This window comes from Mycobacterium sp. IS-836 (assembly GCF_001954275.1).
Classification (GTDB): Bacteria; Actinomycetota; Actinomycetes; order Mycobacteriales; family Mycobacteriaceae; genus Mycobacterium.
Window position 1 is genome coordinate 62167 of sequence record NZ_MBEU01000083.1, and the last position, 24117, is coordinate 86283.

Genomic DNA, 24117 nt, shown 5'->3' on the forward strand with positions numbered 1-24117 from the left:
CTACCGTTTGTGAGGGGTTTCCTCATTTCGACTGGAGGGTTTGGAGTAGCGGTGAGCGTCAATCCGTTCGACGACGACGGTGGCAGCTTTCTCGTGTTGGTCAACGACGAGGAGCAGCACAGTCTGTGGCCGGCGTTCGCCGATGTTCCTGCTGGCTGGCGGGTGGTTTACGGCGAGGCCGAGCGCGCTGCATGTCTGGACTACATCGAGCAGAACTGGACCGACATCCGGCCGAGGAGTCTGCGCGAGAGGCTGGCAGCGGTTCAGGCCAACAAGTAAACGTGGGGCTTGGGGGATCTGATGAGACTTGAGGAGCGGGCACTTCCGCTGACACGGGGACAGTTGGATATCTGGCTGGCCGAGGAGGCCGGTGTTTTCGGCGCCAGGTGGCAATTGGGCGTATTCGTGCGAATCGCGGGCCCGATCGACCCTGATTTGTTCGAGTCGGCGATCCGACAGGCGGTCAGCGAGGCCGAACCGCTGCGGGCGTCGTTTTTCCAGCAGGACGGCCAGGTTTTCCAGAAGATCGTGGACGACCCACACGTGGAGCTGGCGCGCTATGACCTGACGGGCTCGCACGATCCCGAGCGTGACGCCTATCGGCTGGCGTCGTCGATTCAGCGCACGGTGATGCCGCTGAGCGGTCCGCTGTTCAAATTCGCGTTGATGCAGACTCGCATCGATGAGTTTTATTTCTTCGTCTGCTGCCACCACATCGTGACCGACGGCGTGGGCCTGGCACTCGTTCTGCATCGCGTCGCCACGGTCTACAGCGCTATTGCATCCGGCGCGTCCGTTCCGCCCGCGTTTTTCGGGTCGCTGACCGATCTGATCGACAACGAGCTCGAGTACGAAGCGTCCAGCGACTACGTCAACGATCAGGCCTATTGGAGCGCGAGCCTGCGGCCGGAAAACGAACCACGTTATCGGCTGGCCGCCGCCGCGAACGGGCGCGATTGGGATGCGTTTTCCGTTCCCGTTCAACTGGACCCGGCCGAGGTGGCCAAGATGGACGAGCTGGCGCGGGCGTTGGGGATGCGCCGATCGTCGGTGCTGACCGCGGCCTGCGCGCTGCTGGTGCGTGGCTGCGACATCGAGGGTTCGGAGGTCGTGTTCGACTTTCCGGTCAGCAGGCGGGTGGATTCCGAGGTCAAGTTGGTGCCCGGGATGGCGTCCGGCGTCGTCCCATTGGTGTTGACGGCGTCGCCGGGGTCGACGGTCGCCGAGTTTTGTGAGCATGTCGACACGCGGATCCGCGAAACGGTTCGGCACCAACGGTTCCCGGTGCACGCGATCGAGAACACCGCGCGTTATCGCGCCTCCGGGCAGGCATCGAGCCGGATCGCCGTCAATTTCATTCCGACGACGCACCTGACGGATCTCGCCGGTTCCGCCGTGACGGCGACGCTGACCCACGACGGTTTGGGGGATCAGTTCCGGCTGGTCTTTTTCCGGGACGAGGAAAAGCTTTATCTCAGCACCCCGGGCGCTGGCCAGTTGTTTGCGAACTGCGATGTGCACGACTTGGCACGGCGGCTGGAGCGGGTGTTTGCGGCGATGACCGCCGATCCCGGTCGGTGGCTGTCGTCGATGGATCTGCTCGGTGAGTCTGAGCGGGCCCGCATCGATGATTGGGGCAACCGGTCGGTGCTGACCGAGCCGACGGCGTCGGTGTCGATTCCAGGTTTGTTCACCGCGCAGGTCGGGCGCGCCGCCGACGCGGTGGCCGTGACCTATGAGGGCCGCGGCATGACGTATCGCGAACTCGATGAGGCGTCGAACCGGTTGGCGCACTTGCTGGCCGGCCAGGGGGTGGGCCCGGGCGAGCGGGTGGCGTTGCTGCTGTCGCGGTCGGCCGAGGCGATCGTGTCGATCTTGGCGGTGTTGAAGACCGGGGCGGCGTATGTGCCGATCGATCCGGCGGTGCCGGCGGCCCGCACCGAATTCATGGTCGACGACGCCATGCCGATCGCCGCGCTCACCACCGCAGGACTGGCCGACCGGCTGCAGCACTGCGACGTACCGATCATCTACGTTGACGACCCCCGGATCGCGACCCAGCCCAGCACGGGCTTGCCCGCCCCGGACGCCGAGGACGTCGCCTACCTGATCTACACCTCGGGCACCACCGGTGTCCCCAAAGGCGTTGCCATCACTCACCACAACGTGACGCAGCTGATGGCTTCGCTCGACGACAACCTGGGGCTGGTGGGCCAGGTCTGGTCGCAGTGGCATTCGTTGGCATTCGACGTCTCGGTCTGTGAGATCTGGGGTGCGCTGCTGCACGGTGGTCGGCTGGTGGTGGTGCCCGAGTCGGTGGCGCGCTCCCCGGAAGACTTCCACGCCTTGCTGGTTGCCGAACAGGTCAGCGTGTTGAGTCAGACCCCGTCGGCGTTTTACGCGCTGCAAACCGCCGACGCGCTGTCACCCGAGCTGGGCGATCAGCTGAAGCTCCAAACGGTGATATTCGCCGGCGAAGCGCTTGAACCACAACGTCTTCGGACCTGGCTGGACAACCACCAGGGCTTGCCGCGGCTGATCAACATGTACGGCACCACCGAGACCACGGTGCATGCCTCGTTCCGCGAGATCGTTCGCAGCGACATCGGCAGCACGGCCAGTCCCGTCGGGGGGCCGCTGGAGCACCTCGGCTTCTTCGTGCTGGACGGGTGGTTGCGGCCGGTGCCCGCCGGTGTGGTCGGTGAGCTGTATGTCGCCGGCCGTGGAACGGGGCACGGTTACCTGCGCCGGGCGGGTTTGACGGCGTCGCGGTTTGTGGCCTGCCCCTTCGGCGGGCCGGGCGCGCGGATGTATCGCACCGGGGACCTGGTCTGCTGGGGCGCCGACGGGCAGCTGCAGTATCTCGGGCGGGCCGACGAGCAGGTCAAGATCCGCGGGTTCCGCATCGAACTCGCCGAGGTCGAAGCGGCGCTGGCCGGCGTGGACGGGGTGCAGCAGGCGGTGGTCATCGCCCACGAGGATCACTCCGGGCACAAGCGCCTGGTGGGGTATGTGACCGGCAGCGCCGACCCGGCCGCCGCGCGTGCGACGCTGGCCGAGCGGCTCCCCGACTACATGGTGCCGGCGGCGGTGGTCGCGTTGCAGGCGCTGCCGCTGACGGTCAACGGCAAGCTCGACAAACGTGCCTTGCCGGCACCGGAGTATCACGACGCCGACGGTTATCGCGCCCCCGACAGCGCGGTCGAGGAGCTCCTGGCGGGCATCTACGCCCAGGTCCTCGGACTGGAGCGGGTCGGCGTCGACGACTCGTTCTTCGAGCTCGGCGGCGACAGCATCCTGTCGATGCAGGTGGTGGCCCGGGCCCGAGCGGCCGGTGTGGTGTGCCGGCCGCGCGACATCTTCGTCGAGCAGACCGTGGCCCGGCTGGCCCGGGTGGCCGATATGGCCAACGATGCGGGCGGCCCGGTCGATGAGGGTCTCGGACCGGTGGTATCCACCCCGATCATCCGCTGGCTGGAAAGCGTCGACGGTCCCGTCGACCAGTTCAACCAGACGGTGGTGGTGCATGCCCCCGCCGGCGTGATCGAGGCCGACGTCGTGGTCGTGGTGCAGGCCTTGCTGGATCGGCATGCCATGTTGCGCCTGCGCGTCGACGACGGCGCCCGGGGCTGGTCCTTGACGGTGCCCGAGGTTGGATCGGTGGATGCGCGTGAGTGCGTGCGCACCGTCGATGTGTTGTCCGAGGAGGCGCTGGCCCAGGCGCGGTCGCGGCTGGACCCCGCGGCCGGCGTGATGCTGAGCGCTGTGTGGGCAGCCTCCACCGGCCAGTTGGCGTTGATTTGTCACCATCTGGCCGTCGACGGGGTGTCCTGGCGAATCCTGTTGGAGGACATCAACATTGCGTGGGCCCAGCGTCACAGCGGGCAGCCAGTGGCGTTGCCGGCCGGCGGGACGTCGTTTGCCCGGTGGGCGAAGCTACTGGCCGGACAGGCGCACGCCGCCGACGTGATGGACCAGGCCGAGACGTGGCGCCAGTTGGCCGCGATGCATAGCGCGTTGCCGGCGGTGCAACCGGCGGTGGATACGTATGCGACTGCGGGAGTGCTGTCGGCGGAGCTGGATGTCGAGACGACCCGGATGCTGCTCGGCGAGGTACCGGCGGCCTTCCACGCCGGCGTGCAGGACATTTTGTTGATTGCGTTCGGGCTGGCGCTGGCGGAGTTCTTGGGCACCGGCAGCGCCCCGATCGGAGTCGATGTCGAGGGACACGGGCGTCACGAGGAGCTGGCCGCCGATGTGGACCTGTCGCGCACGGTCGGATGGTTTACCACCAAATACCCGGTCTCCCTGGCCGTCGGCGGGCTGTCCTGGGAGCAGGTGGGAGCCGGTGAAGCCGCGCTTGGTGCGGTGCTCAAGGACGCGAAAGAGCAGCTCCGGGCCGTCCCGGACGGTGTGACCTACGGGCTGCTGCGCTACCTCAACAACGATGTCGACCTGGCCGAGTCGGACCCGCCGGTCGGGTTCAACTACCTCGGTCGGTTGGGCGCCCCCGCGTCCCAGGCATCGGGCGATCTGTGGCAGCTCAGCCAGGAAGACTGGTCGCTGACCTCCGCAGCGGCCGCGGTGCCGACGCCGCTGATGCACACGCTGGACCTCAATGCCGGCACCGTGGACACCGCGGCCGGCCCGCGCCTGCACGCCAACTGGACCTGGGCACCGTCGGCGCTGAACCGCGCGCAGATCAGCCGGCTGAGCCGGTTGTGGTTCGAGGCCCTGGCCGGCATCTGCGCGCACGTGCGCGGCGGTGGGGGTGGGCTGACGCCGTCTGACATCGCACTTGCCGGTCTTAGCCAGCAGCAGATCGACGAGCTCCAGCGACAATATGCGGATTGCTGACGTCCTGCCGCTGACCCCGCTGCAACAGGGGCTGCTATTTCACGCCAGCACTGCGCTAGGTAGCGACGATCTGTATGCGGTGCAACTGGATATCACCGTTACCGGCCCGCTTGACCCGCATCGCCTGCGCGATGCGGTGCAGGCAATGGCCAACCGGCATCCCAACCTCGCCGCCCGATTCAGCGAACAGTTCGACCAGCCGGTGCAGATCATCCCGGCTGATCCCGAGGTGCCCTGGCGCTATGTGGAGCTCGACGGCGATGACGGCGATGACATCGAGCGGCTGTGTGCCGTCGAACGCGCCTCGGTCTGCGAACTCGGTACCGAACTGCCCTTTCGGGCCGCCTTAATCCGCACCGCGGCCGACCGGCACCGCTTTGTGCTGACCTTTCACCACATCGTGGTCGACGGCTGGTCACTGCCGATCGTGCTGCAAGAAATCTTCGCCAGCTATCACCGACAGCGGCTGCCCGCGGCCGCGCCCTATCGCCGGTTTGTCACCTGGCTGGCCGATCAAGACTTCGCGTCCGCCCACGCGGCGTGGCGGGAGGCGTTCGCCGGTTTCGATACGCCGACACTCGTGGGCGGCCCTAACCCGTTGCGGCTCGGGCGGCGAAGCGTCGCGTCGTTTCGGGTCGCCGAGGAGACCACCAAGGCCATCGGTGAGTTGGCGCGCTCCTGCCACACCACGGCCAACGTCGTGCTACAGGGCGCGTGGGCGCAGCTGCTGACCCTGCTGACGGGCCGGCACGACGTCGCGTTCGGTATCACCGTCTCGGGTCGGCCGCCCGACGTACTCGGGGCGGACTCGATGGTGGGGCTGCTGATCAACACGGTGCCGATGCGCGCTCGCATCACGGCAGCGACCACCACCGCGGACCTACTGGAGCAGCTGCGAACCACGCACGGCAATACGCTTGACCACCAGCATCTGGCGCTGCGCGAGATCCACCGCGCCACGGGTCACGACCAGCTGTTCGACACGTTGTTCGCGTTCGAGAATTACCCGCTCGATACCGATGGACTGCTGGGCGTCGACGGGTTGGCGGTAACCGAGTTCACCAACCACGAATACAACCACTACCCGCTCGCGGTGCAAGTGTCGCCCGGCAGCGAGTTGCGCTTACGCGTCGAATTCGACACCGACGTGTTCGACGCGTCCACCATCGACACACTGATCGAGCGGCTGCAGCGGATCCTTGCGACGATGACGACCGACCCGGCGCGGCGGTTGTCGTCGACGGATCTGCTCGACGAGCCGGAGCGGGCCCGCCTCGATGCGTGGGCCAACCGCGGGGTGTTGACCGGACCGGCGAAGTCCACGGAGTCGATCCCGGCGCTGTTTGCCGCGCAGGCGGCCCGCGCCCCGGAGGCGGTGGCGCTGACCTTCGATGGCCGCGGCATGACATACCGCGAACTGGACGAGGCGTCGAATCGGTTGGCGCGCTTGCTGATCGGCCAGGGCGCCGGTCCGGGTGAGCGGGTCGCGCTGCTGTCGTCGCGGTCGGCGGAGGCGATCGTGGCGATCCTGGCGGTGCTGAAAACCGGTGCGGCGTACGTGCCGATCGACCCGGCGGTGCCGGCGGCGCGGATGGAGTTCGTACTCGGTGATGCCGCGCCCGCCGTCGCCATCACCACCGGCGAGCTGGCCGAGCGGCTGGCCGGGTCCGGCCTACCGGTCGTCGATCTCGACGACCCGCGGATTCGCTCCCAACCCGCCACGGCGTTGCCGGCGCCGGACGCCGAGGACGTCGCCTACCTGATCTACACGTCGGGAACGACCGGCGTCCCCAAGGGGGTTGCCATATCCCACCGCAACGTGACCGAATTGCTGGACGCCACGCGCGATCGCCTCGAGATGGCGGAACGGGTTTGGTCGCAGTGGCATTCGTTGGCATTCGACGTCTCGGTGTGGGAGATGTGGGGTGCGCTGCTGCATGGCGGTCGGCTGGTGGTGGTGCCCGAGTCGGTGGCGCGCTCACCCGAAGATTTCCTCGCCCTGCTGGCCGCCGAACGGGTCAGCGTGTTGAGCCAGACCCCGTCGGCGTTTTACGCGCTGCAAACCGCCGAGGCGCTGGCGCCCGAGCTCGGCCGACAGCTGAGCCTCGAGGTGGTGGTGTTCGCCGGGGAAGCCCTTGAACCACAACGTCTTCGGGCATGGCGGGGCAACCACCAAGGGTTGCCGCGGCTGATCAACATGTATGGCACCACCGAGACGACCGTGCATGCCTCGTTCCGCGAGATCGTCGGCGACGACGTCGACGGCAACGTCAGCCCGATCGGTGTGCCCCTGGCCAATCTGGGCTTTTTCGTGCTCGACGGCTGGTTGCGGCCTGCGCCCGCGGGCGTGGTCGGGGAGCTGTACGTCGCGGGTTCGGGGGTCGGCTACGGGTATCTGCGCCGGGCCGGTTTGACCGCGTCCCGGTTCGTGGCGTGCCCGTTCGGCGGACCCGCGGCACGCATGTATCGCACCGGGGACCTGGTCTGCTGGGGCGCCGATGGGCAGCTGCGGTATCTGGGCCGCGCCGATGAGCAGGTCAAGATCCGCGGGTTCCGCATCGAGCTGGGCGAAGTCCGCGCGGCCTTGGCCGGTGTGGACGGGGTGGAGCAGGCGGTGGTGATCGCCCGCGAGGACCGCCCCGGCGACAAGCGCCTGGTGGGCTACGTGACGGGGAGCGTCGAGCCGGCCACGGCGCGCGCGAGGCTGGCCGAGCGGCTGCCCGAGTACATGGTCCCCGCCGCGGTGGTGGTGTTGGACGCGCTGCCGTTGACGGTCAACGGCAAGCTCGACAAACGGGCCCTGCCGGCGCCGGAATACTCGGACGCCGATCGCTATCGCGCTCCGGCCACAGTCGCCGAGGAGACGCTGGCCGGGATCTACGCCCAGGTGTTGGGGCTGGACCGGGTCGGGGTCGACGAGTCGTTCTTCGACTTGGGCGGGGATTCGCTGCTGGCGATGCGCGTGATCGCCGCGGCCAACAAGTCTTTGGACGCCGGCCTATCGGTGCGGGATCTATTCGAGGCGCCCACGGTGGCGCAGTTGGCGCCCCGCGTTGGCGCGGAGGGGAACAGGCTGGAGCCGTTGGTGGCCACCCCGCGACCGGCGGTGATTCCGCTGTCGTTTGCCCAGAGCCGGTTGTGGTTCCTGGACCAGTTGGAGGGTCCGTCACCCGTCTACAACATGGCCGTGGCGTTGCGGCTGGGTGGGCGCCTCGACGCCGATGCGCTGGGTGCGGCGCTGGCCGACGTGGTGGGCCGCCACGAGTCGCTGCGCACGCTGTTCGCGGCGCCCGACGGAGTACCGCGGCAGCTGATCGCCCCCGCCGAACGGGCCGATTTCGGTTGGCAGATCATCGACGCCACCGACTGGCCGGAAAGCCGTCTCAATGGAGCCGTCGACGAGGCGGTCCGCTCTGGTTTCGACCTGGGAGCCGAAATTCCTTTGCGGGCAAGGCTTTTCCACGTCGCCGACGACGAGCACGTGCTGGTGGCCGTCGTGCATCACATCGCCGCCGACGGGTTGTCGGTGCGACCGCTGGTGAGTGATCTGGGCCAGGCGTATGCCAGCCGATCCATGGGGCAAGCCCCCGACTGGGCGCCCTTGCCGGTGCAGTATGTCGACTACACGCTGTGGCAGCGCCAGCAGCTGGGCGACTTCGACGACGGTCAGAGTCGCATCGCCGCGCAGCTGGCGTACTGGGAGGACGCGCTGGCCGGGCTCCCCGAGCGGTTGCAGCTGCCCACCGATCGGCCCTATCCGCCCGTCGCCGATTACCGCGGCGCCAAAGTCGCGGTGAATTGGCCGGCGGAGCTGCAGCAGCAGATCGCGCGAGTGGCGCGCGAGCACGACGCGACCGGTTTCATGGTTGTCCAGGCCGCACTGGCGGCGCTGCTGTCCAAGCTGAGCGCCAGCAGCGATGTGGCGGTGGGATTCCCGATCGCCGGGCGGCGTGATCCCGCGCTGGACGACTTGGTGGGTTTCTTCGTCAACACGTTGGTGCTGCGGGTCGATCTGGCCGGTGATCCCACCGCCGCCGACTTGGTGGACCAGGTGCGCCAGCGCAGCCTGGCCGCCTACGAGCACCAAGACGTGCCCTTCGAGGTCTTGGTGGAGCGGCTCAACCCCAGCCGAAGCCTGACCCATTCCCCGCTGATTCAGGTGGTGTTGGCCTGGCAGCACGACGAGCCCGCGACGCTGAACCTCGGCGACCTGCGAATCACCCCGCTGCCGGTGGACACCCACACCGCCCGCATGGACTTGACGTTTTCGTTGGCCGAACATTGGACCGACAGTGGCGAGCCCGCCGGGATCGGCGGGGACATCGAGTTTCGCACCGACGTGTTCGACGCGGCAAGCATCGAGGCGTTAGTCGAGCGGTTGCGGCGGGTGTTGGTGGCCATGACCACCGACCCGAAGCGCCGGTTGTCGTCGGTGAATCTCCTCGACGCCGGCGAGCGCGCCCGGCTCGACGAGATCGGCAACCGGTCCGTCTTGAGCGCGGGCGAATCGTCGTCGGTGTCGATCCCGGAGTTGTTTGCCGCGCAGGTGGCGCGCGCTCCCGACGCGGCGGCGCTCAGTTGCGGCGAACACTCGTGGACGTATCGCGAGTTGGATGTGGCGTCGAATCGGTTGGCGCACTTGCTTTCCGGCCACGGCGCGGGCCCGGGGGAGTCGGTGGCGCTGCTGTTTTCCCGGTCGGCCGAGGCGATCGTGGCAATTTTGGCGGTGCTCAAGACCGGGGCGGCCTATGTGCCGATCGACCCGGCGCTGCCGGTGGCCCGGATCGGGTTCATGGTGGCCGATGCCGCGCCCGCCGCCGCGATCACCACCGCGGAGTTCGCCGATCGGCTGCGCGGTCATGAGGTGGCGGTCATCGATATCGGCGACCCGCGGATTCGCGCCCAGCCCGACACGGCTTTGCGGGCGCCGGCGGGTGACGATATCGCGTACCTGATCTACACCTCGGGCACGACGGGTGTCCCCAAAGGCGTGGCGGTCACTCACCGCAACGTCACCCAGCTGGTGGAAAAGCTGCACGCGGACCTACCGCCGGGACCGGGACAGGTGTGGTCGCAGTGGCACTCCTACAGCTTCGACGTCTCGGTCTGGGAGATCTTCGGTGCGCTGTTGCACGGCGGGCGCCTGGCGGTCGTGCCCGAGGCGGTGGCGCGCTCGCCGGAGGACTTCCACGCCTTGCTGGTCGCTGAAAACGTCAGCGTCCTAGGCCAAACCCCGTCCGCCGTGGGCATGTTGTCGCCGGAGGGTCTGGATTCGACGGCGTTGATCGTCGCCGGCGAGGCCTGCCCGACCGAGTTGGTCGATCGATGGGCGCCGGGACGGGTGATGATCAACGCCTACGGGCCCACCGAGGCCACGGTCTATGCGGCGATGAGTGCGCCGCTGGCCGCGGGGTCGGGGGTGGCGCCGATCGGCTCGCCGGTGCCGGGCGCGGCGTCGTTTGTCCTCGACGAGTGGTTGCGGCCGGTGCCGGCCGGGGTGGTCGGGGAGTTGTATGTGGCCGGTCGCGGCGTGGCGTGTGGGTATGTGCGCCGCGCGGGGTTGACGGCGTCGCGGTTTGTGGCGTGCCCGTTCGGCGGGGCCGGGACGCGGATGTATCGCACCGGGGATCTGGTGCGCTGGGGCGCCGACGGGCAGTTGCAGTACCTGGGCCGCGTCGACGATCAGGTCAAGATCCGCGGCTATCGCATCGAACTCGGTGAAGTCCAGGCGGCGCTGGCCGCCGCCGACGGCGTGGAGCAGGCGGCGGTGATCGCCCGCGAGGACCGCCAGGGCGACAAGCGGCTGGTGGGTTACGTGACCGGGGCCGTCGAGCCGACCCGGCTGCGCGCCACGCTGGCCGACCAGCTGCCGCCGTATATGGTGCCGGCCGCGATCGTCGTCGTCGATGCGCTGCCCCTGACCGTCAACGGCAAACTCGACAAGCGCGCCCTGCCCGCACCGGAATACCGCGACGGCGATCACTATCGCGCTCCGTCGGGTGCGGTGGAGGAGATCCTGGCCGGCATCTACGCCCAGGTATTGGGGCTCGAGCGCGTGGGTGTCGACGACTCGTTCTTCGAGCTGGGTGGGGATTCGCTTTCGGCGATGCGGGTGATCGCGGCGGCGAATAAGTCGTTGGATGCCGGGCTTGCGGTGCGTGTCTTGTTCGAGGCGCCGACGGTGGCGCAGTTGGCCCTGCGTGTCGGCGCCGAAGGGGATCGGCTGGAGCCGTTGGTGGCCGGGGAGCGGCCGGCGGTGGTGCCGTTGTCGTTCACCCAGAACCGGTTGTGGTTCTTGGACCAATTGCACGGTCCCTCACCGGTTTACAACATGGCGGTGGCCCTGCGGCTGCGCGGTCGGCTCGATGCCGACGCGCTGAGTTCGGCGTTGGCCGATGTGGTGGCCCGCCATGAGAGCCTGCGCACCGTGTTCGTCGCGCCGCAGGGCGCACCGCAGCAGGTCGTGATGCCGGCTGAGCGGGCCGACTTCGGCTGGGATGTCGTCGACGCCGTGGGCTGGTCGGAAGGCCGGCTGCGGGACGCCATCGAGGAGATGGCGGCCCACGCGTTCGATTTGGCGGACGCGATTCCGTTGCGGGCGCGGCTTTTCCGCATGGGCGAGGACGAGCATGTGCTGGCCGCGGTGGTGCATCACATCGCTGCCGACGGACTCTCGGTCGGCCCGCTGGTGCGCGATCTGGGCGTGGCCTACGCGAGCCGCGCGGTGGGGCAGGCTCCGGGGTGGATGCCGTTGCCGGTGCAGTACGTCGATTACACGCTGTGGCAGCGTGCGCAATTCGGTGAGCTCGACGACAGCGAGAGCCGGATCGGCGCGCAATTGGCGTACTGGGAGGGCGCTTTGGCGGGAATGCCGGAGCGCCTTGCATTGCCGACCGATCGGCCCTATCCGCCGGTGGCCGATTACCGCGGGGCCACGGTTGCGGTGGAGTGGCCCGTCGAGGTGCAGCAGCAGCTGCGCCGCGTGGCGGCGGAACACAACGCGACCAGCTTCATGGTGATGCAGGCCGCGCTGGCGGTGCTGCTGGCGAAGATCAGCGCGACAAGCGATGTGGCCGTGGGATTCCCGATCGCCGGACGCCGCGACACCGCACTGGATGACTTGGTCGGTTTCTTCGTCAACACCCTGGTGTTGCGCCTCGATGTGGCCGGGGACCCGACCGTAGCCGAGGTTCTGGCGCAGGTGCGTGCGCGCAGCCTGGCCGCCTATGAGCATCAGGATGTGCCGTTCGAGGTGTTGGTCGAGCGGCTCAACCCGGCCCGCTCCCTGGCACATCATCCGTTGGTTCAGGTGATGCTGGCCTGGCAGAACTGGCAGCAAGGCGATCCCACCGCCGGAGTGGCGTTGGGTGATCTCGAGGTCAGCCCGCTGCGGGCGGATACCCATAGCGCCCGTGTGGATTTGACGTTTTCGTTGGCCGAACGCTGGACGGACACTGGCGAGCCCGCCGGGATCGGTGGTGAGGTGGAGTTTCGCACCGACGTCTTCGACGCGGCCAGCATCGAAACCCTCATCGAGCGGCTGCGGCGGGTCTTGGTGGCGATCACCGCCGACCCGGCACGGCGGCTCTCCTCGGTCGATGTGCTCGATGCCGGGGAGCAGGCCCGCCTGGATGGCTGGGCCAACCGCGCGGCGCTGACCCAACCCGCGACCTCCGCGGTGTCGATTCCGGCGGTGTTCGCCGCGCAGGTGGCCCGCGCCCCCGAGGCGGTCGCCATCAGCTTCGAGGGACTTCCGATGACGTACCGGGAGGTTGACGAGGCGTCGAATCGGTTGGCGCACTTGCTGATTGGCCAGGGCGTAGGCCCGGGGCAGCGGGTGGCGCTGCTGTTTTCCCGCTCGGCCGAGGCGATCGTGTCGATCCTGGCGGTGCTGAAAACCGGTGCGGCCTATGTGCCGATCGACCCGGCGGTGCCGGACGCTCGGATGCAGTTCGTGCTCGGCGATGCCGCGCCCGTCGCCGCGATCACCACCGCCGCACACGCCGACCGGCTGGCCGGGCAGCCGCTGCCGGTGATCGACGTCGACGACCCGCGGATCGCCGCCCAGCCGAACACACCGCTGCCGGCCCCGGCCCCCGACGAGATCGCCTACCTGATCTACACCTCGGGCACCACCGGAGTTCCCAAGGGGGTGGCCGTCGCCCATCGCAACGTGACCCAGCTACTCGAGGCTTTGGACGCCGACCTGGGGCTCTCGCCCGGGCAGGTGTGGACGCAATGCCACTCGCTGGCGTTCGACTTCTCGGTGTGGGAGATCTTCGGCGCGCTCTTGCACGGTGGGCGGCTGGTGGTGGTGCCCGAATCGGTGGTTCGCTCGCCGGGGCACTTGCACGCCTTGCTCATTCGCGAACAGGTCAGCGTGTTGAGCCAGACCCCGTCGGCGTTTTACGCGCTGCAAACGGTCGACGCGCAATCTCCGGAGCTGGGCGACCAACTCAAGCTCGAGACGGTTGTGTTCGGCGGTGAAGCGCTGGAGCCGCAGCGCGTTGGGACCTGGTTGGACAATCACCAGGGCCTGCCGCGCCTGATCAATATGTACGGCATTACCGAGACGACGGTGCACGCGTCGTTCCGCGAGGTCATTCACAGCGATGTCGACAGCGCGGCAAGTCCTATCGGGGTGCCGTTGGCGCATCTGGGCTTTTTCGTGCTCGACGGCTGGTTGCGACCGGTGCCCGCCGGGGTGGTCGGGGAATTGTATGTGGCCGGTGCCGGGTTGGCGTATGGCTATGTGGGCCGCGCGGGGTTGACCGGATCGCGGTTTGTGGCTTGCCCATTCGTCGGCGCCGGCGCGCCAGGAACACGTATGTATCGCACCGGCGATGTGGTGTGTTGGGGTTCCGACGGGCAGTTGCGGTATCTGGGGCGCGCCGACGAGCAGGTCAAGATCCGCGGCTATCGCATCGAGCTCGGTGAAGTGCAGGCCGCGCTGGCCGCGGTGGACGGGGTGCAGCAGGCGGTGGTGATCGCCCGCGAGGACCGACCCGGTGACAAGCGATTGGTCGGGTACGTGACCGGGACCGCGGATCCGGCGGCGGCGCGCGCGAAGCTGGGCGAGCGGTTGCCCGAATACATGGTGCCGGCCGCGGTGGTGGTGGTCGATGCCCTGCCGATGACGGTCAACGGCAAGCTCGACAAGCGTGCGCTGCCGGCGCCGGAGTATCAGGACGCCGGCGGTTACCGGGCTCCGGCCACCCTCACCGAGGAGATCGTCGCGGGGATCTATGCCCGGGTGCTCGGGCTGGAGCGGGTCGGGGTCGACGAGTCGTTCTTCGAGCTCGGCGGGGATTCACTGTCGGCGATGCGGGTGATCGGCGCGATCAATTCCGCTCTGGACGCCGGACTTTCGGTGCGTGCCCTGTTCGAGGGGCCCACGGTCGCGCAGCTGACGCCCCGCATCGGTGCGGGCGGGGACGGGCTGGAGCCGTTGGTGGCCGTCGACCGGCCGGCGATGATCCCGCTGTCGTTCGCCCAAAACCGGTTGTGGTTCCTCGACCAGATGCAGGGGCCGTCCCCGCTCTACAACATGGCGGTGGCGTTGCGGCTGTGCGGGCGCCTCGACGCCGACGCGTTGGGTGCGGCCCTCGCCGACGTGATCGGCCGCCACGAGAGCCTGCGCACGCTGTTCCCGGCGGTTGACGGAACCCCCCAGCAGTTGGTTATTCCGGTGGAGCGGGCCGATTTTGGTTGGGACGTGGTCGAGGCGACGGACTGGCCGGAAAGCCGGCTGCGGGAGGCCGTCGGCGCCGCGGCACGGTATGCATTCGACCTCGCCGCCGAAATCCCTTTGCGGGCAATGCTTTTCCGGGTAGCGGATGACGAACACGTGCTGGTGGCCGTGGTACACCACATTGCCTCCGACGGGTTGTCGGTTGGCCCGCTGGTGCGTGACCTGGGCGTGGCGTATGCCAGCCGCTGCGAGGGAGAAGCCCCCGACTGGGCGCCGCTGCCGGTGCAATACGTCGACTACACGCTGTGGCAGCGCGAGCAGCTCGGTGAGCTGACCGATCCGCACAGCCGCATCGCCGCGCAGGTGGCCTATTGGGAGGACGCCCTGGCCGGGATCCCCGAGCAGTTGCAGCTTCCCACCGACCGGCCCTATCCGGCGGTTGCCGATCAGCGCGGCGCCCGTGTCGAGGTGGACTGGCCGGCCGACTTGCAGCAGCGGGTGCGTGAGGTGGCGCGCGAGCACGGCGCGACGAGCTTCATGGTGGTGCAAGCCGCGCTGGCGGTGCTGCTGTCCAAGCTCAGCGGAAGCAGCGATGTCGCAATCGGTTTCCCGATAGCCGGGCGTCGCGATCCCGCGCTGACCGACTTGGTCGGTTTCTTCGTCAACACCTTGGTGCTGCGCGTCGATCTGGCCGGGGACCCCACCGTCGAGGAATTGCTCGACCAGGTGCGCGAGCGCAGCCTGGCCGCCTACGAGCACCAAGACGTGCCCTTCGAGGTGCTTGTCGAGCGGCTGAACCCCACCCGAAGCCTGAGTCATCACCCGCTGATCCAGGTGGCGTTGGCCTGGCAGAACCTTGCCGGGCAGGACAACGATCCCGCGGCCGCGTGGGCGCTGGGTGATCTACGGGTTACGCAGGTTCCGGCCGAGGCCGACACCGCTCGCATGGATCTGGTGTTCGGCTTGGCCGAGCGTTGGACCGAGTCCGGTGAGCCCGCCGGGATCGGCGGGGAAGTGGAGTTTCGCACCGACGTGTTCGACGCGGCCAGCATCGAGATGCTGATCGAGCGGTTGCGGCGGGTGATCGTGGCCATGACCGCCGATCTCGAAGGGCAGTCATGAGCGCCCGTTCGGGGCAGCGATTATCGGCGATCGATCTGCTCGATGAGGACGAGTTCGCCCAGCTGGATGTGTGGGGCAACAGGGCCGCATTGACCCGGCCGCCGACGGCGGCGTCGTCGATTCCTGCGTTGTTCGCCGTTCATGTGGCGCGCACGCCGGACGCGGCGGCGGTGACTTTCGACGGCCGCACCATGACGTATCGCGAGTTAGACGAGGCGTCGAATCGGTTGGCGCACTTGCTTTCTGGCCACGGTGCGCGGCTCGGGCAGTGCGTCGTGCTGCTACTGCCGCGGTCGGAACGGGCGATCGTGGCGCTCCTGGGGGTATTGAAGACGGGGGCGGCCTACGTGCCGATCGACCCGGTGGTGCCCGACGCCCGGGTGCAGTTCGTGCTCGGCGATGCCGCGCCCGTGGCCGCGATCACCACCGCCGGGCTGATCGGCCGGTTGGACGGGCATGACGTCCCGGTCATCGACGTCAACGACCCGCGCATCGCCGCCCAGCCCACTACGGCGCTGCCGACGCCGGCACCGACGGCCGGGGATTTCGCGTACCTGATCTACACCTCCGGCACCACGGGCGTGCCCAAAGGGGTTGCGACCACCCACAGCAACGTGACGGAACTGTTGTCCACGCTGGATGGCGGTCTGCCGGCGCCTGGCGTGTGGGCGCTGTGTCACTCCTTGGCGTTTGACGTGTCGGTGTGGGAGATCTTCGGTGCGCTGCTACGTGGCGGGCGAGTGGTGGTGGCGTCCGAAGAGGTGACCGCCTCGCCCGACGACTTCCACGCGTTGCTGGTTGCCGAGCGGGTCAGCGTGTTGACCCAAACCCCAACCGCGGTGGCGGCGTTGTCACCGGAGGGCGTGGAGTCGGCGTTGGTCATGGGCGGTGAGGCCTGCCCGGCCGAAGTGGTGGATCGATGGGCGCCGGGGCGGGTGATGGTCAACGGCTACGGCCCCACCGAGACCACGATGTGCGTGTCGATCAGCGCACCGCTGAAGGCGGGATCGGGGACGCCGCCAATCGGTTCGCCGGTCGATGGGGCGGCGTTGTTCGTCCTCGACGGGAAGTTGCGGCCCGTGCCCACCGGGGTGGTCGGGGAACTCTACGTGGCCGGCACCGGCGTGGCCGCCGGCTATGTCGGTCGCGCCGGATTGACGGCGACCCGGTTTGTGGCCTGCCCCTTCGGCGGTCCGGGGATGCGGATGTATCGCACCGGCGATCGCGTGCGCTGGGGCACCGACGGGCAGCTGCAGTATGTGGGGCGCGCCGACGAACAGGTCAAGATTCGCGGCTATCGCATAGAGCTCGGCGAAGTGCAAGCCGCCCTCGCCGCCGTTGATGGGGTGGAGCAGGCGGTCGTCATCGCCCGCGAGGACCGCCCCGGCGACAAGCGCCTGGTCGGTTATGTCATCGGGACGGCGAACCCGGTCGAGATCCGCGCGGTGCTGTCCGAGCGGCTCCCGGTCTACATGGTCCCCACGGCGGTCATCGCGATCGACGCGCTGCCGCTGACTTCCAACGGCAAGCTGGACACCCGGGCGCTTCCGGCGCCGGAATACCAGGACGGCGATCACTTCCGCGCCCCGAGCGGCCCGGTCGAGGAGACCCTGGCCGGTGTCTTTGCCCAGGTGCTCGGTCTGGCGCGGGTCGGGGCCGACGAGTCGTTCTTCGATCTGGGCGGGGACAGCATTTCGGCGATGCGCCTGATCGCCGCGATCAACACCGCCCTGGATGCCGGCCTCGCGGTGCGCACGGTGTTCGAGGCGCCGACGGTCGCCCAGTTGGCGCCCCGGATCGGTGTCGACGGCGAGGGGCCCGAGCCGTTGGTGGCCGGCCCGCGCCCCGCGGTCCTGCCGCTGTCGTTCGCCCAGTCCCGGTTGTGGTTCCTGGACCAGCTGGAGGGACCGTCACCGACCTACAACATCGGGGTGGCGTTGCGGCTGCGCGGCGAGTTTGACGTCGACGCGTTGGGCGCGGCGCTCGGCGATGTGGTGGGCCGCCATGAAAGTCTGCGCACGCTGTTCGCGGCGCCCGACGGCATGCCCGAGCAGGTGGTCGTTCCCGTCGAGCGGGCCGATTTTGGTTGGGACGTCGTCGACGCCGCCGACTGGTCGGCTAGCCGCCTGGATGAGGCCATCGGCGGGGCGGCACGTCACCCCTTCGATCTAGCCTCCGAGATCCCTTTGCGGGCAAGGCTTTTCCGCGTCGCCGAGGACGAACACGTCTTGGTGGCCGCGATGCACCACATCGCCGCCGACGGGTTGTCGGTGACCCCGCTGGTGCGGGATCTCGGTGTCGCCTATGCCAGTCGAAGTGCCGGACAGGCGCCCGAGTGGGCGCCGCTGCCGGTGCAGTACGCCGATTACACGTTGTGGCAGCGCGACCAGCTCGGTGAGCTGAGCGACCCGGACAGCCGCATCGCCGCGCAGCTGGAATTCTGGCTGGCCGCCCTGGCCGGGATGCCCGAACGCCTGGCGCTGCCCACCGACCGGCCCTACCCGCCGGTGGCCGACCACCGCGGCGCCAGTGTGAAGGTCGACTGGCCGGTCGAGCTGCAGCAGCAGGTCACCCGGCTGGCCCGTGAGCACAGTGCGACCAGCTTCATGGTGATGCAGGCCGCCCTGGCCGTGTTGCTGTCCAAACTCAGCGCCAGCCCCGATGTGGCGGTGGGATTCCCCATCGCCGGCCGGCGAGACACCGCGCTCGACGAGCTGGTCGGCTTTTTCGTCAACACGTTGGTGCTGCGGGTCGACCTGACCGGCGATCCCACCGTCGCCGAGGTGTTGGCGCAGGTGCGCCAGCGCAGCCTGGCCGCCTACGAACATCAGGACGTGCCGTTCGAGGTGCTGGTGGAGCGGCTCAACCCCACCCGGTCGCTGACCCATCACCCGCTGGTTCAGGTGTTGTTGGCGTGGCAGAACAACGAGCCCGCGAAGCTGAGTTTGGGTGACGTGCAGGCCACCCCGTTGCCGGTGGACACCCAGAGCGCCCGCACCGACCTGACGTTCTCGTTGGCCGAACGCTGGACCGAGGACAGCCAGCCCGCCGGGATCGGTGGTGAGGTGGAGTTTCGCACCGACGTGTTCGACGCGTCGAGCATCGAGGCGTTGATCGAGCGGCTGCGGCGCGTGCTGGTGGCGATCACCGCCGATCCCGCCCGCCGGTTGTCGTCGGTGGATGTGCTCGATGCCGGTGAGTACGCCCGCCTGGACACGTGGGGCAACCGTGCCGTGCTGACCGAGGCGGCCCCGCCCGCGGCGTCGATTCCGGTGCTGTTCGCCGCGCAGGCGGCGCGAGCCCCGGAGGCGGTGGCGATCACCTGTGGGGATCGCAGCATGACCTACCGCGAGGTCGATGAGGCGTCGAATCGGTTGGCGCGCTTGCTGATCGGACAGGGCGCCGGCCCGGGCGAGTGCGTGGCGCTGCTATTTGCTCGTTCCGCCGAGGCCGTCGTGTCGATCCTGGCGGTGCTGAAAACCGGGGCGGCGTATCTGGCCATCGACCCCTCGGCGCCGGCGGCGCGGATGGAGTTCATGCTCGACGACGCCGCGCCGATCGCCGCGATCACCACCACCGAACTGTCCGCGCGGCTGGACGGATGCGGCCTTCCCGTCGTCGATGTCGACGACCTCCCCGCCGACGCCGAACCCGGCGCCGCGTTGCCGGGGCCGACCCCCGCCGACGTCGCCTACCTGATCTACACCTCGGGCACCACCGGCGTCCCCAAGGGGGTGGCCGTCGCCCACCGCAACGTGACCCAGCTGCTGGAGTCTCTGGACCGCGACCTGTCGCCCGGTCAGGTGTGGACCCAATGCCACTCCCTGGCGTTCGACTTCTCGGTGTGGGAGATCTTCGGTGCACTGTTGCACGGCGGGCGCCTCGTCGTGGTGCCCGATTCGGTGGTGCGCTCGCCCGAAGACCTCCATGCCTTGCTCGTCAAAGAACAAGCCAACGTGTTGAGCCAGACCCCCTCGGCGTTTTATGCGCTGCAAACCGCCGACGCATTGCAGCCCGAGGTGGGGGACCAGCTCAAGCTCGACACCGTGGTCTTCGGCGGCGAGGCGCTGGAACCCCAGCGTCTGGCGACGTGGCTGCACCACCACTCGGGATCGCCGCGGCTGATCAACATGTATGGCATCACCGAGACGACGGTGCACGCGTCGTTCCGGGAGGTCATCGACGCCGATGTCGACAGCAACGCCAGCCCGATCGGCGTACCGCTGGCACACCTCGGGTTCTTCGTGCTCGACGGCTGGTTGCGGCCGGTGCCCCCCGGGGTGGTCGGGGAGCTGTATGTGGCCGGTGGGGGGCTGGCGTACGGGTATGTCGGCCGGGCCGGATTGACGGCGACACGGTTTGTCGCCTGCCCCTTCGCCGGCGCGGGAGCGCCGGGAGCACGCATGTATCGCACCGGCGACCTGGTGTCGTGGGGTGCCGACGGACAACTGCGGTATCTGGGGCGTGCCGACGAGCAGGTCAAGATCCGCGGGTATCGCATCGAACTCGGCGAGGTGCAGGCGGCGCTGGCGGCGCAGCCCGGCGTGCAGCAGGCGGTGGTGATCGCCCGCGAGGACCGCCCCGGCGACAAGCGCCTGGTCGGGTACGTCACCGGCACCGCCGATCCGGCCGCGGCGCGCGCCGCACTGGCCGACCGGCTGCCGTCCTACATGGTGCCGACCGCGGTGCTGGTGATCGATGCCCTGCCGCTGACCGTCAACGGCAAACTCGACACCCGCGCCCTGCCCGCGCCGGAATACCAGGAGGTCGATCACTACCGCGCCCCGGACGGCCCGGTTGAGGAGACCCTCGCCGGTATCTACGCCCAGGTGCTCGGGCTGGACCGGGTCGGCGCCGACGAGTCGTTCTTCGAGCTGGGCGGCGACAGCATCCTGTCGATGCAAGTGGTGGCGCGGGCGCACGTGGCCGGCCTGGTGTGTCGGCCGCGCGACATCTTCGTCGAGCAGACCGTGGCCCGGCTGGCCCGGGTGGCACGCAAGGCCCCGTTGTTCTCCGTGACCATCGGCCCCGATCGCACCGCGGACGAGGGCGTCAAGCATGTGGTAGCAACCCCGATCATGCGGTGGCTGAAGGGCCTGGGTGGCCCCGTCGAGCAGTTCAACCAGACGGCGGTGTTGCAGGCTCCAGCGGGCGTGACCGAGGCCGACGTGGTCGTCGTGCTGCAGGCGTTGCTGGACCGGCATCCCATGCTGCGGCTGCGCGTCGCCGACGACGGAGCCCGCGGCTGGTCGTTGACGGTGCTCGAGGCGGGATTGGTCCACGCGAGCGCGCACCTGCAATCCGTCGAGGCGCTCTCCGATGAAGCGGTGCTGCAGGCCCGGTCGAGGTTGAACCCGGCCGTCGGGGCGATGCTCAGCGCGTTGTGGGTGCCGTCGACCGGTCAGCTGGCGTTGCTGATCCACCATCTGGCCGTCGACGGGGTGTCGTGGCGGGTGCTGCTGACCGACCTGAACATCGCCTGGGTTCAGCATCGCGGGGGACAGCCGGTGGCCCTGTCGGCGGAAGGGACGTCGTTTGCCCGGTGGGCATCCCTCCTGGCCGAGCATGCGCACCGCCCGGAAGTCGTGGACCAGGCGGACGCTTGGCGGCGGGTGGCGACGATTCCGGCCGCGCTGCCCGCGGTGCGGCCCGCGGAGGACACATTTGCCAGTGCCGGACGGTTGTCGGCGTCGCTCGATGTCGAGACCACCCGAGTGCTGCTCGGTGAGGCGCCGGCGGCGTTTCACGCCGGAGTGCACGAGATCCTGTTGATCGCGTTCGGCCTGGCGTGGGCGCAGTTTTTGGGTACCGACGGCGCGCCGATCGGCATCGATGTGGAGGGCCACGGGCGGCACGAGGAGCTGGCCCCCGATCTTGACCTGTCGCGCACCGTCGGGTGGTTCACGACCATCTACCCGGTGGCGCTGGCGGTCGGTGGGGTGCCCTGGGCGCAGATCGTGGCGGGCGACGCCCCGTTGGCGGCCGCCATCAAGGAGGCCAAGGAGCAGCTTCGCGCTCTGCCGGATCCGTTGACGTACGGCTTGCTGCGCTATCTGAACGACGATGTGGAGCTGGCCGGAGCGGATCCGCGGATCGGTTTCAACTACCTGGGGCGGCTCGGTGCGGCGGCGACCGAGATGTCCGACGATTTCTGGCGCGTCAGCTCGGACGGCGAGGAGATCGCCGGCGTCAGCGCGGCCATCGCGATGCCGCTGCCGCACACCGTCGACCTCAACGCCGCCACCGTCGATACCGACGCGGGCCCGCACCTGCAGGCCAACTGGACGTGGGCGCAATCGGCGCTCGACGAAGAGCAGGTCGGCCGGCTGAGCCGGCTGTGGTTCGACGTTCTCGGCGGCATCTGCGCGCACGTGCGCCGCGGCGGGGGCGGGCTGACGCCGTCGGACATCGTGCCGGCCCGGTTGAGCCAGCGGCAGATCGACGACCTGGAGCGCCGACACCGCGTCGCCGACATCTTGCCGCTGACCCCCCTGCAGCAGGGATTGTTGTTCCACGCCGACGCGGCGCACGGATCGGGTGACGACGCGTATGCGGTGCAGCTCGACGTCACCATCACGGGCCCGCTCGACCAGCACCGGTTGCGCGATGCGGCGTCCGCCGTGGTCAAGCGGTATCCCAACCTGGCGGCCCACTTCTGCGCGCAATTCGACGAGCCGGTGCAAGTCATCCCGGCCGATCCGGCGCCGCCGTGGCGCTACGTCGAGCTGGACGCAAGCGGCGTCGATGTCGACGAGCAGATCCGGCGACTCTGCGCCGACGAACGCGCCGCGGTCTGCGATTTCGACAACCCACCGGCCATTCGGGTGGCGTTGATCCGCACCCGGGCGGATCGGCACCGGTTCGTCCTCACCAATCACCACATATTGATGGACGGCTGGTCCCTGCAGATCCTGCTGCGGGAGATCTTCGCCGGCTACTGCGGGCATCGCCTGCCCGCCGCCGTGCCGTATCGCCGATTCGCCGACTGGCTGGCCAATCGGGATAGCGGAGCCGCCCAGTTGGCCTGGCGCGACGTGTTGGCCGGTTTCGACACCCCCACCCTGGTGGGCCCGCCGGATCGGTTAGGGCTCGGGCAGCGCGGCGATCAACCGTTCCGGGTGCCCGAGGAGACCACCCGCGCCATCGGCGAGCTGGCCCGCTCGCAGCGCACCACCGTCAGCACCGTGCTGCAGGGCGCTTGGGCGCTTCTGCTGATGTCGCTGACCGGTCAGCGTGACGTCGCCTTCGGGGCCGTCGTATCGGGGCGACCGGCCGACGTGCCCGGCGCGGAATCGATGGTGGGCCTGTTGATCAACACGGTGCCGGTACGGGCCACCGTCACGGCCGAAACCACCACCGCAGACCTGCTGGACCAGTTGCAAAGCGCCCACAATCACACGCTCGAACACCAGCACCTGGCGCTCAGCGACATCCATCGCATCGCCGGTCGGGAAAGGTTGTTCGACACCGTCTTCGTATACGAAAACTATCCGACCGAAACCGCGGCGTTGTCGGGCATCGACGGGCTGGCCATCACCGACGTCACCACCCGCGACCACTACCACTACCCGCTCACGATCCAAGCCGCGCCGGGCCGCGAGCTGGAGCTTCGCGTGCAATACCGCACCGAGCTTTTCGACGCGGCCGCCATCGAAGCCTTGATCGGACGGTTGCGCGGGCTGTTGGCGACGATGACCACGGAGCCGACGCGGCCATTGTCGTCGATGGATGCGCTGGACGCCGGTGAGGACGCCCGGCCAGGCGATCATCGCGACCCCACGGCGCCGCCGGCCCCGCAACACCCGGATGCCGAGGGCTACCGCGCGCCGGCCAATGCGGTCGAGGAGATCGTGGCCGATATCTATGCCCGGGTGCTGGGCATAGAGCGGGTCGGCGTCGATGACTCGTTTTTCGACATGGGCGGGGATTCGCTGGCGGCGATGCGGCTTATCGCGGCGATCAACACCGCTTTGAGCGTCCGCCTTACGGTGCGCACACTGTTCGACGCGGCCTCCGTTCGGAGCTTGAGTCAACACTTGGGCGGCATGCCGACGGCCGTCACCACGTCGAAGTGACGGAGCGCCGGAACCCGAACCACGCCAAGGGATTTCGCGGCCTCCCGGCCGGCCAACGTCGAGCCCGTGCGCTTTGACGAATAACCGTCGGCAGCGAATCCTTCGGCGCCGCTTATGAAGTTCTTATGAGCGGCAACGTCGGGGTTGTTGTTCGCGCGTCACTGACGAGCACCGAAAATTCACCGTCTGGAGGGGCTAGGGCTCCGGCGGAGAAACGCGCCGAAGCGGAACCCATCGTCGCAGCTCAGAGCGCCGGAAGCGCCAGCCGCGGAAGCCCGTATCGGGTACTGATCGGGGAGTTGTGTCGAGAGTCACTCGGATCGCACCAGGGACTTTTTCGAAAGCGCATACAGGCCCTGCTGGGCTCCATTA

At 68.8% G+C, this 24117-nt stretch carries 4 protein-coding genes; all 4 read left to right on the forward strand.

Annotated elements, in window-relative coordinates:
* Window positions 1–51 precede the first annotated feature (51 nt).
* From A5747_RS22440 to A5747_RS22475, 4 genes are read left to right on the forward strand one after another with little or no spacing between them, the layout of a single operon-like run.
* Window positions 52–279 carry an MbtH family protein gene (locus A5747_RS22440; protein WP_076062814.1) on the forward strand — a complete coding sequence of 76 codons (228 nt, stop codon included), beginning with the start codon at window positions 52–54 and terminating at the stop codon, window positions 277–279.
* 21 nt (window positions 280–300) lie between these two features.
* On the forward strand, window positions 301–4857 hold the full coding sequence (locus A5747_RS25815) for a non-ribosomal peptide synthetase (RefSeq protein ID WP_198938242.1): 4557 nt from the start codon (window positions 301–303) through the stop codon (window positions 4855–4857).
* Entirely contained in the window at window positions 4844–15670 is a 10827-nt protein-coding gene (locus A5747_RS24685) for a non-ribosomal peptide synthetase (protein WP_198938243.1), read from the forward strand. The genes A5747_RS25815 and A5747_RS24685 overlap by 14 nt, the downstream gene beginning before the upstream one ends.
* Window positions 15667–23745: a non-ribosomal peptide synthetase gene (locus tag A5747_RS22475; RefSeq protein WP_076128430.1), complete on the forward strand. Its 8079-nt coding sequence runs from the start codon at window positions 15667–15669 to the stop codon at window positions 23743–23745. The genes A5747_RS24685 and A5747_RS22475 overlap by 4 nt, the downstream gene beginning before the upstream one ends.
* Window positions 23746–24117 lie beyond the last annotated feature (372 nt).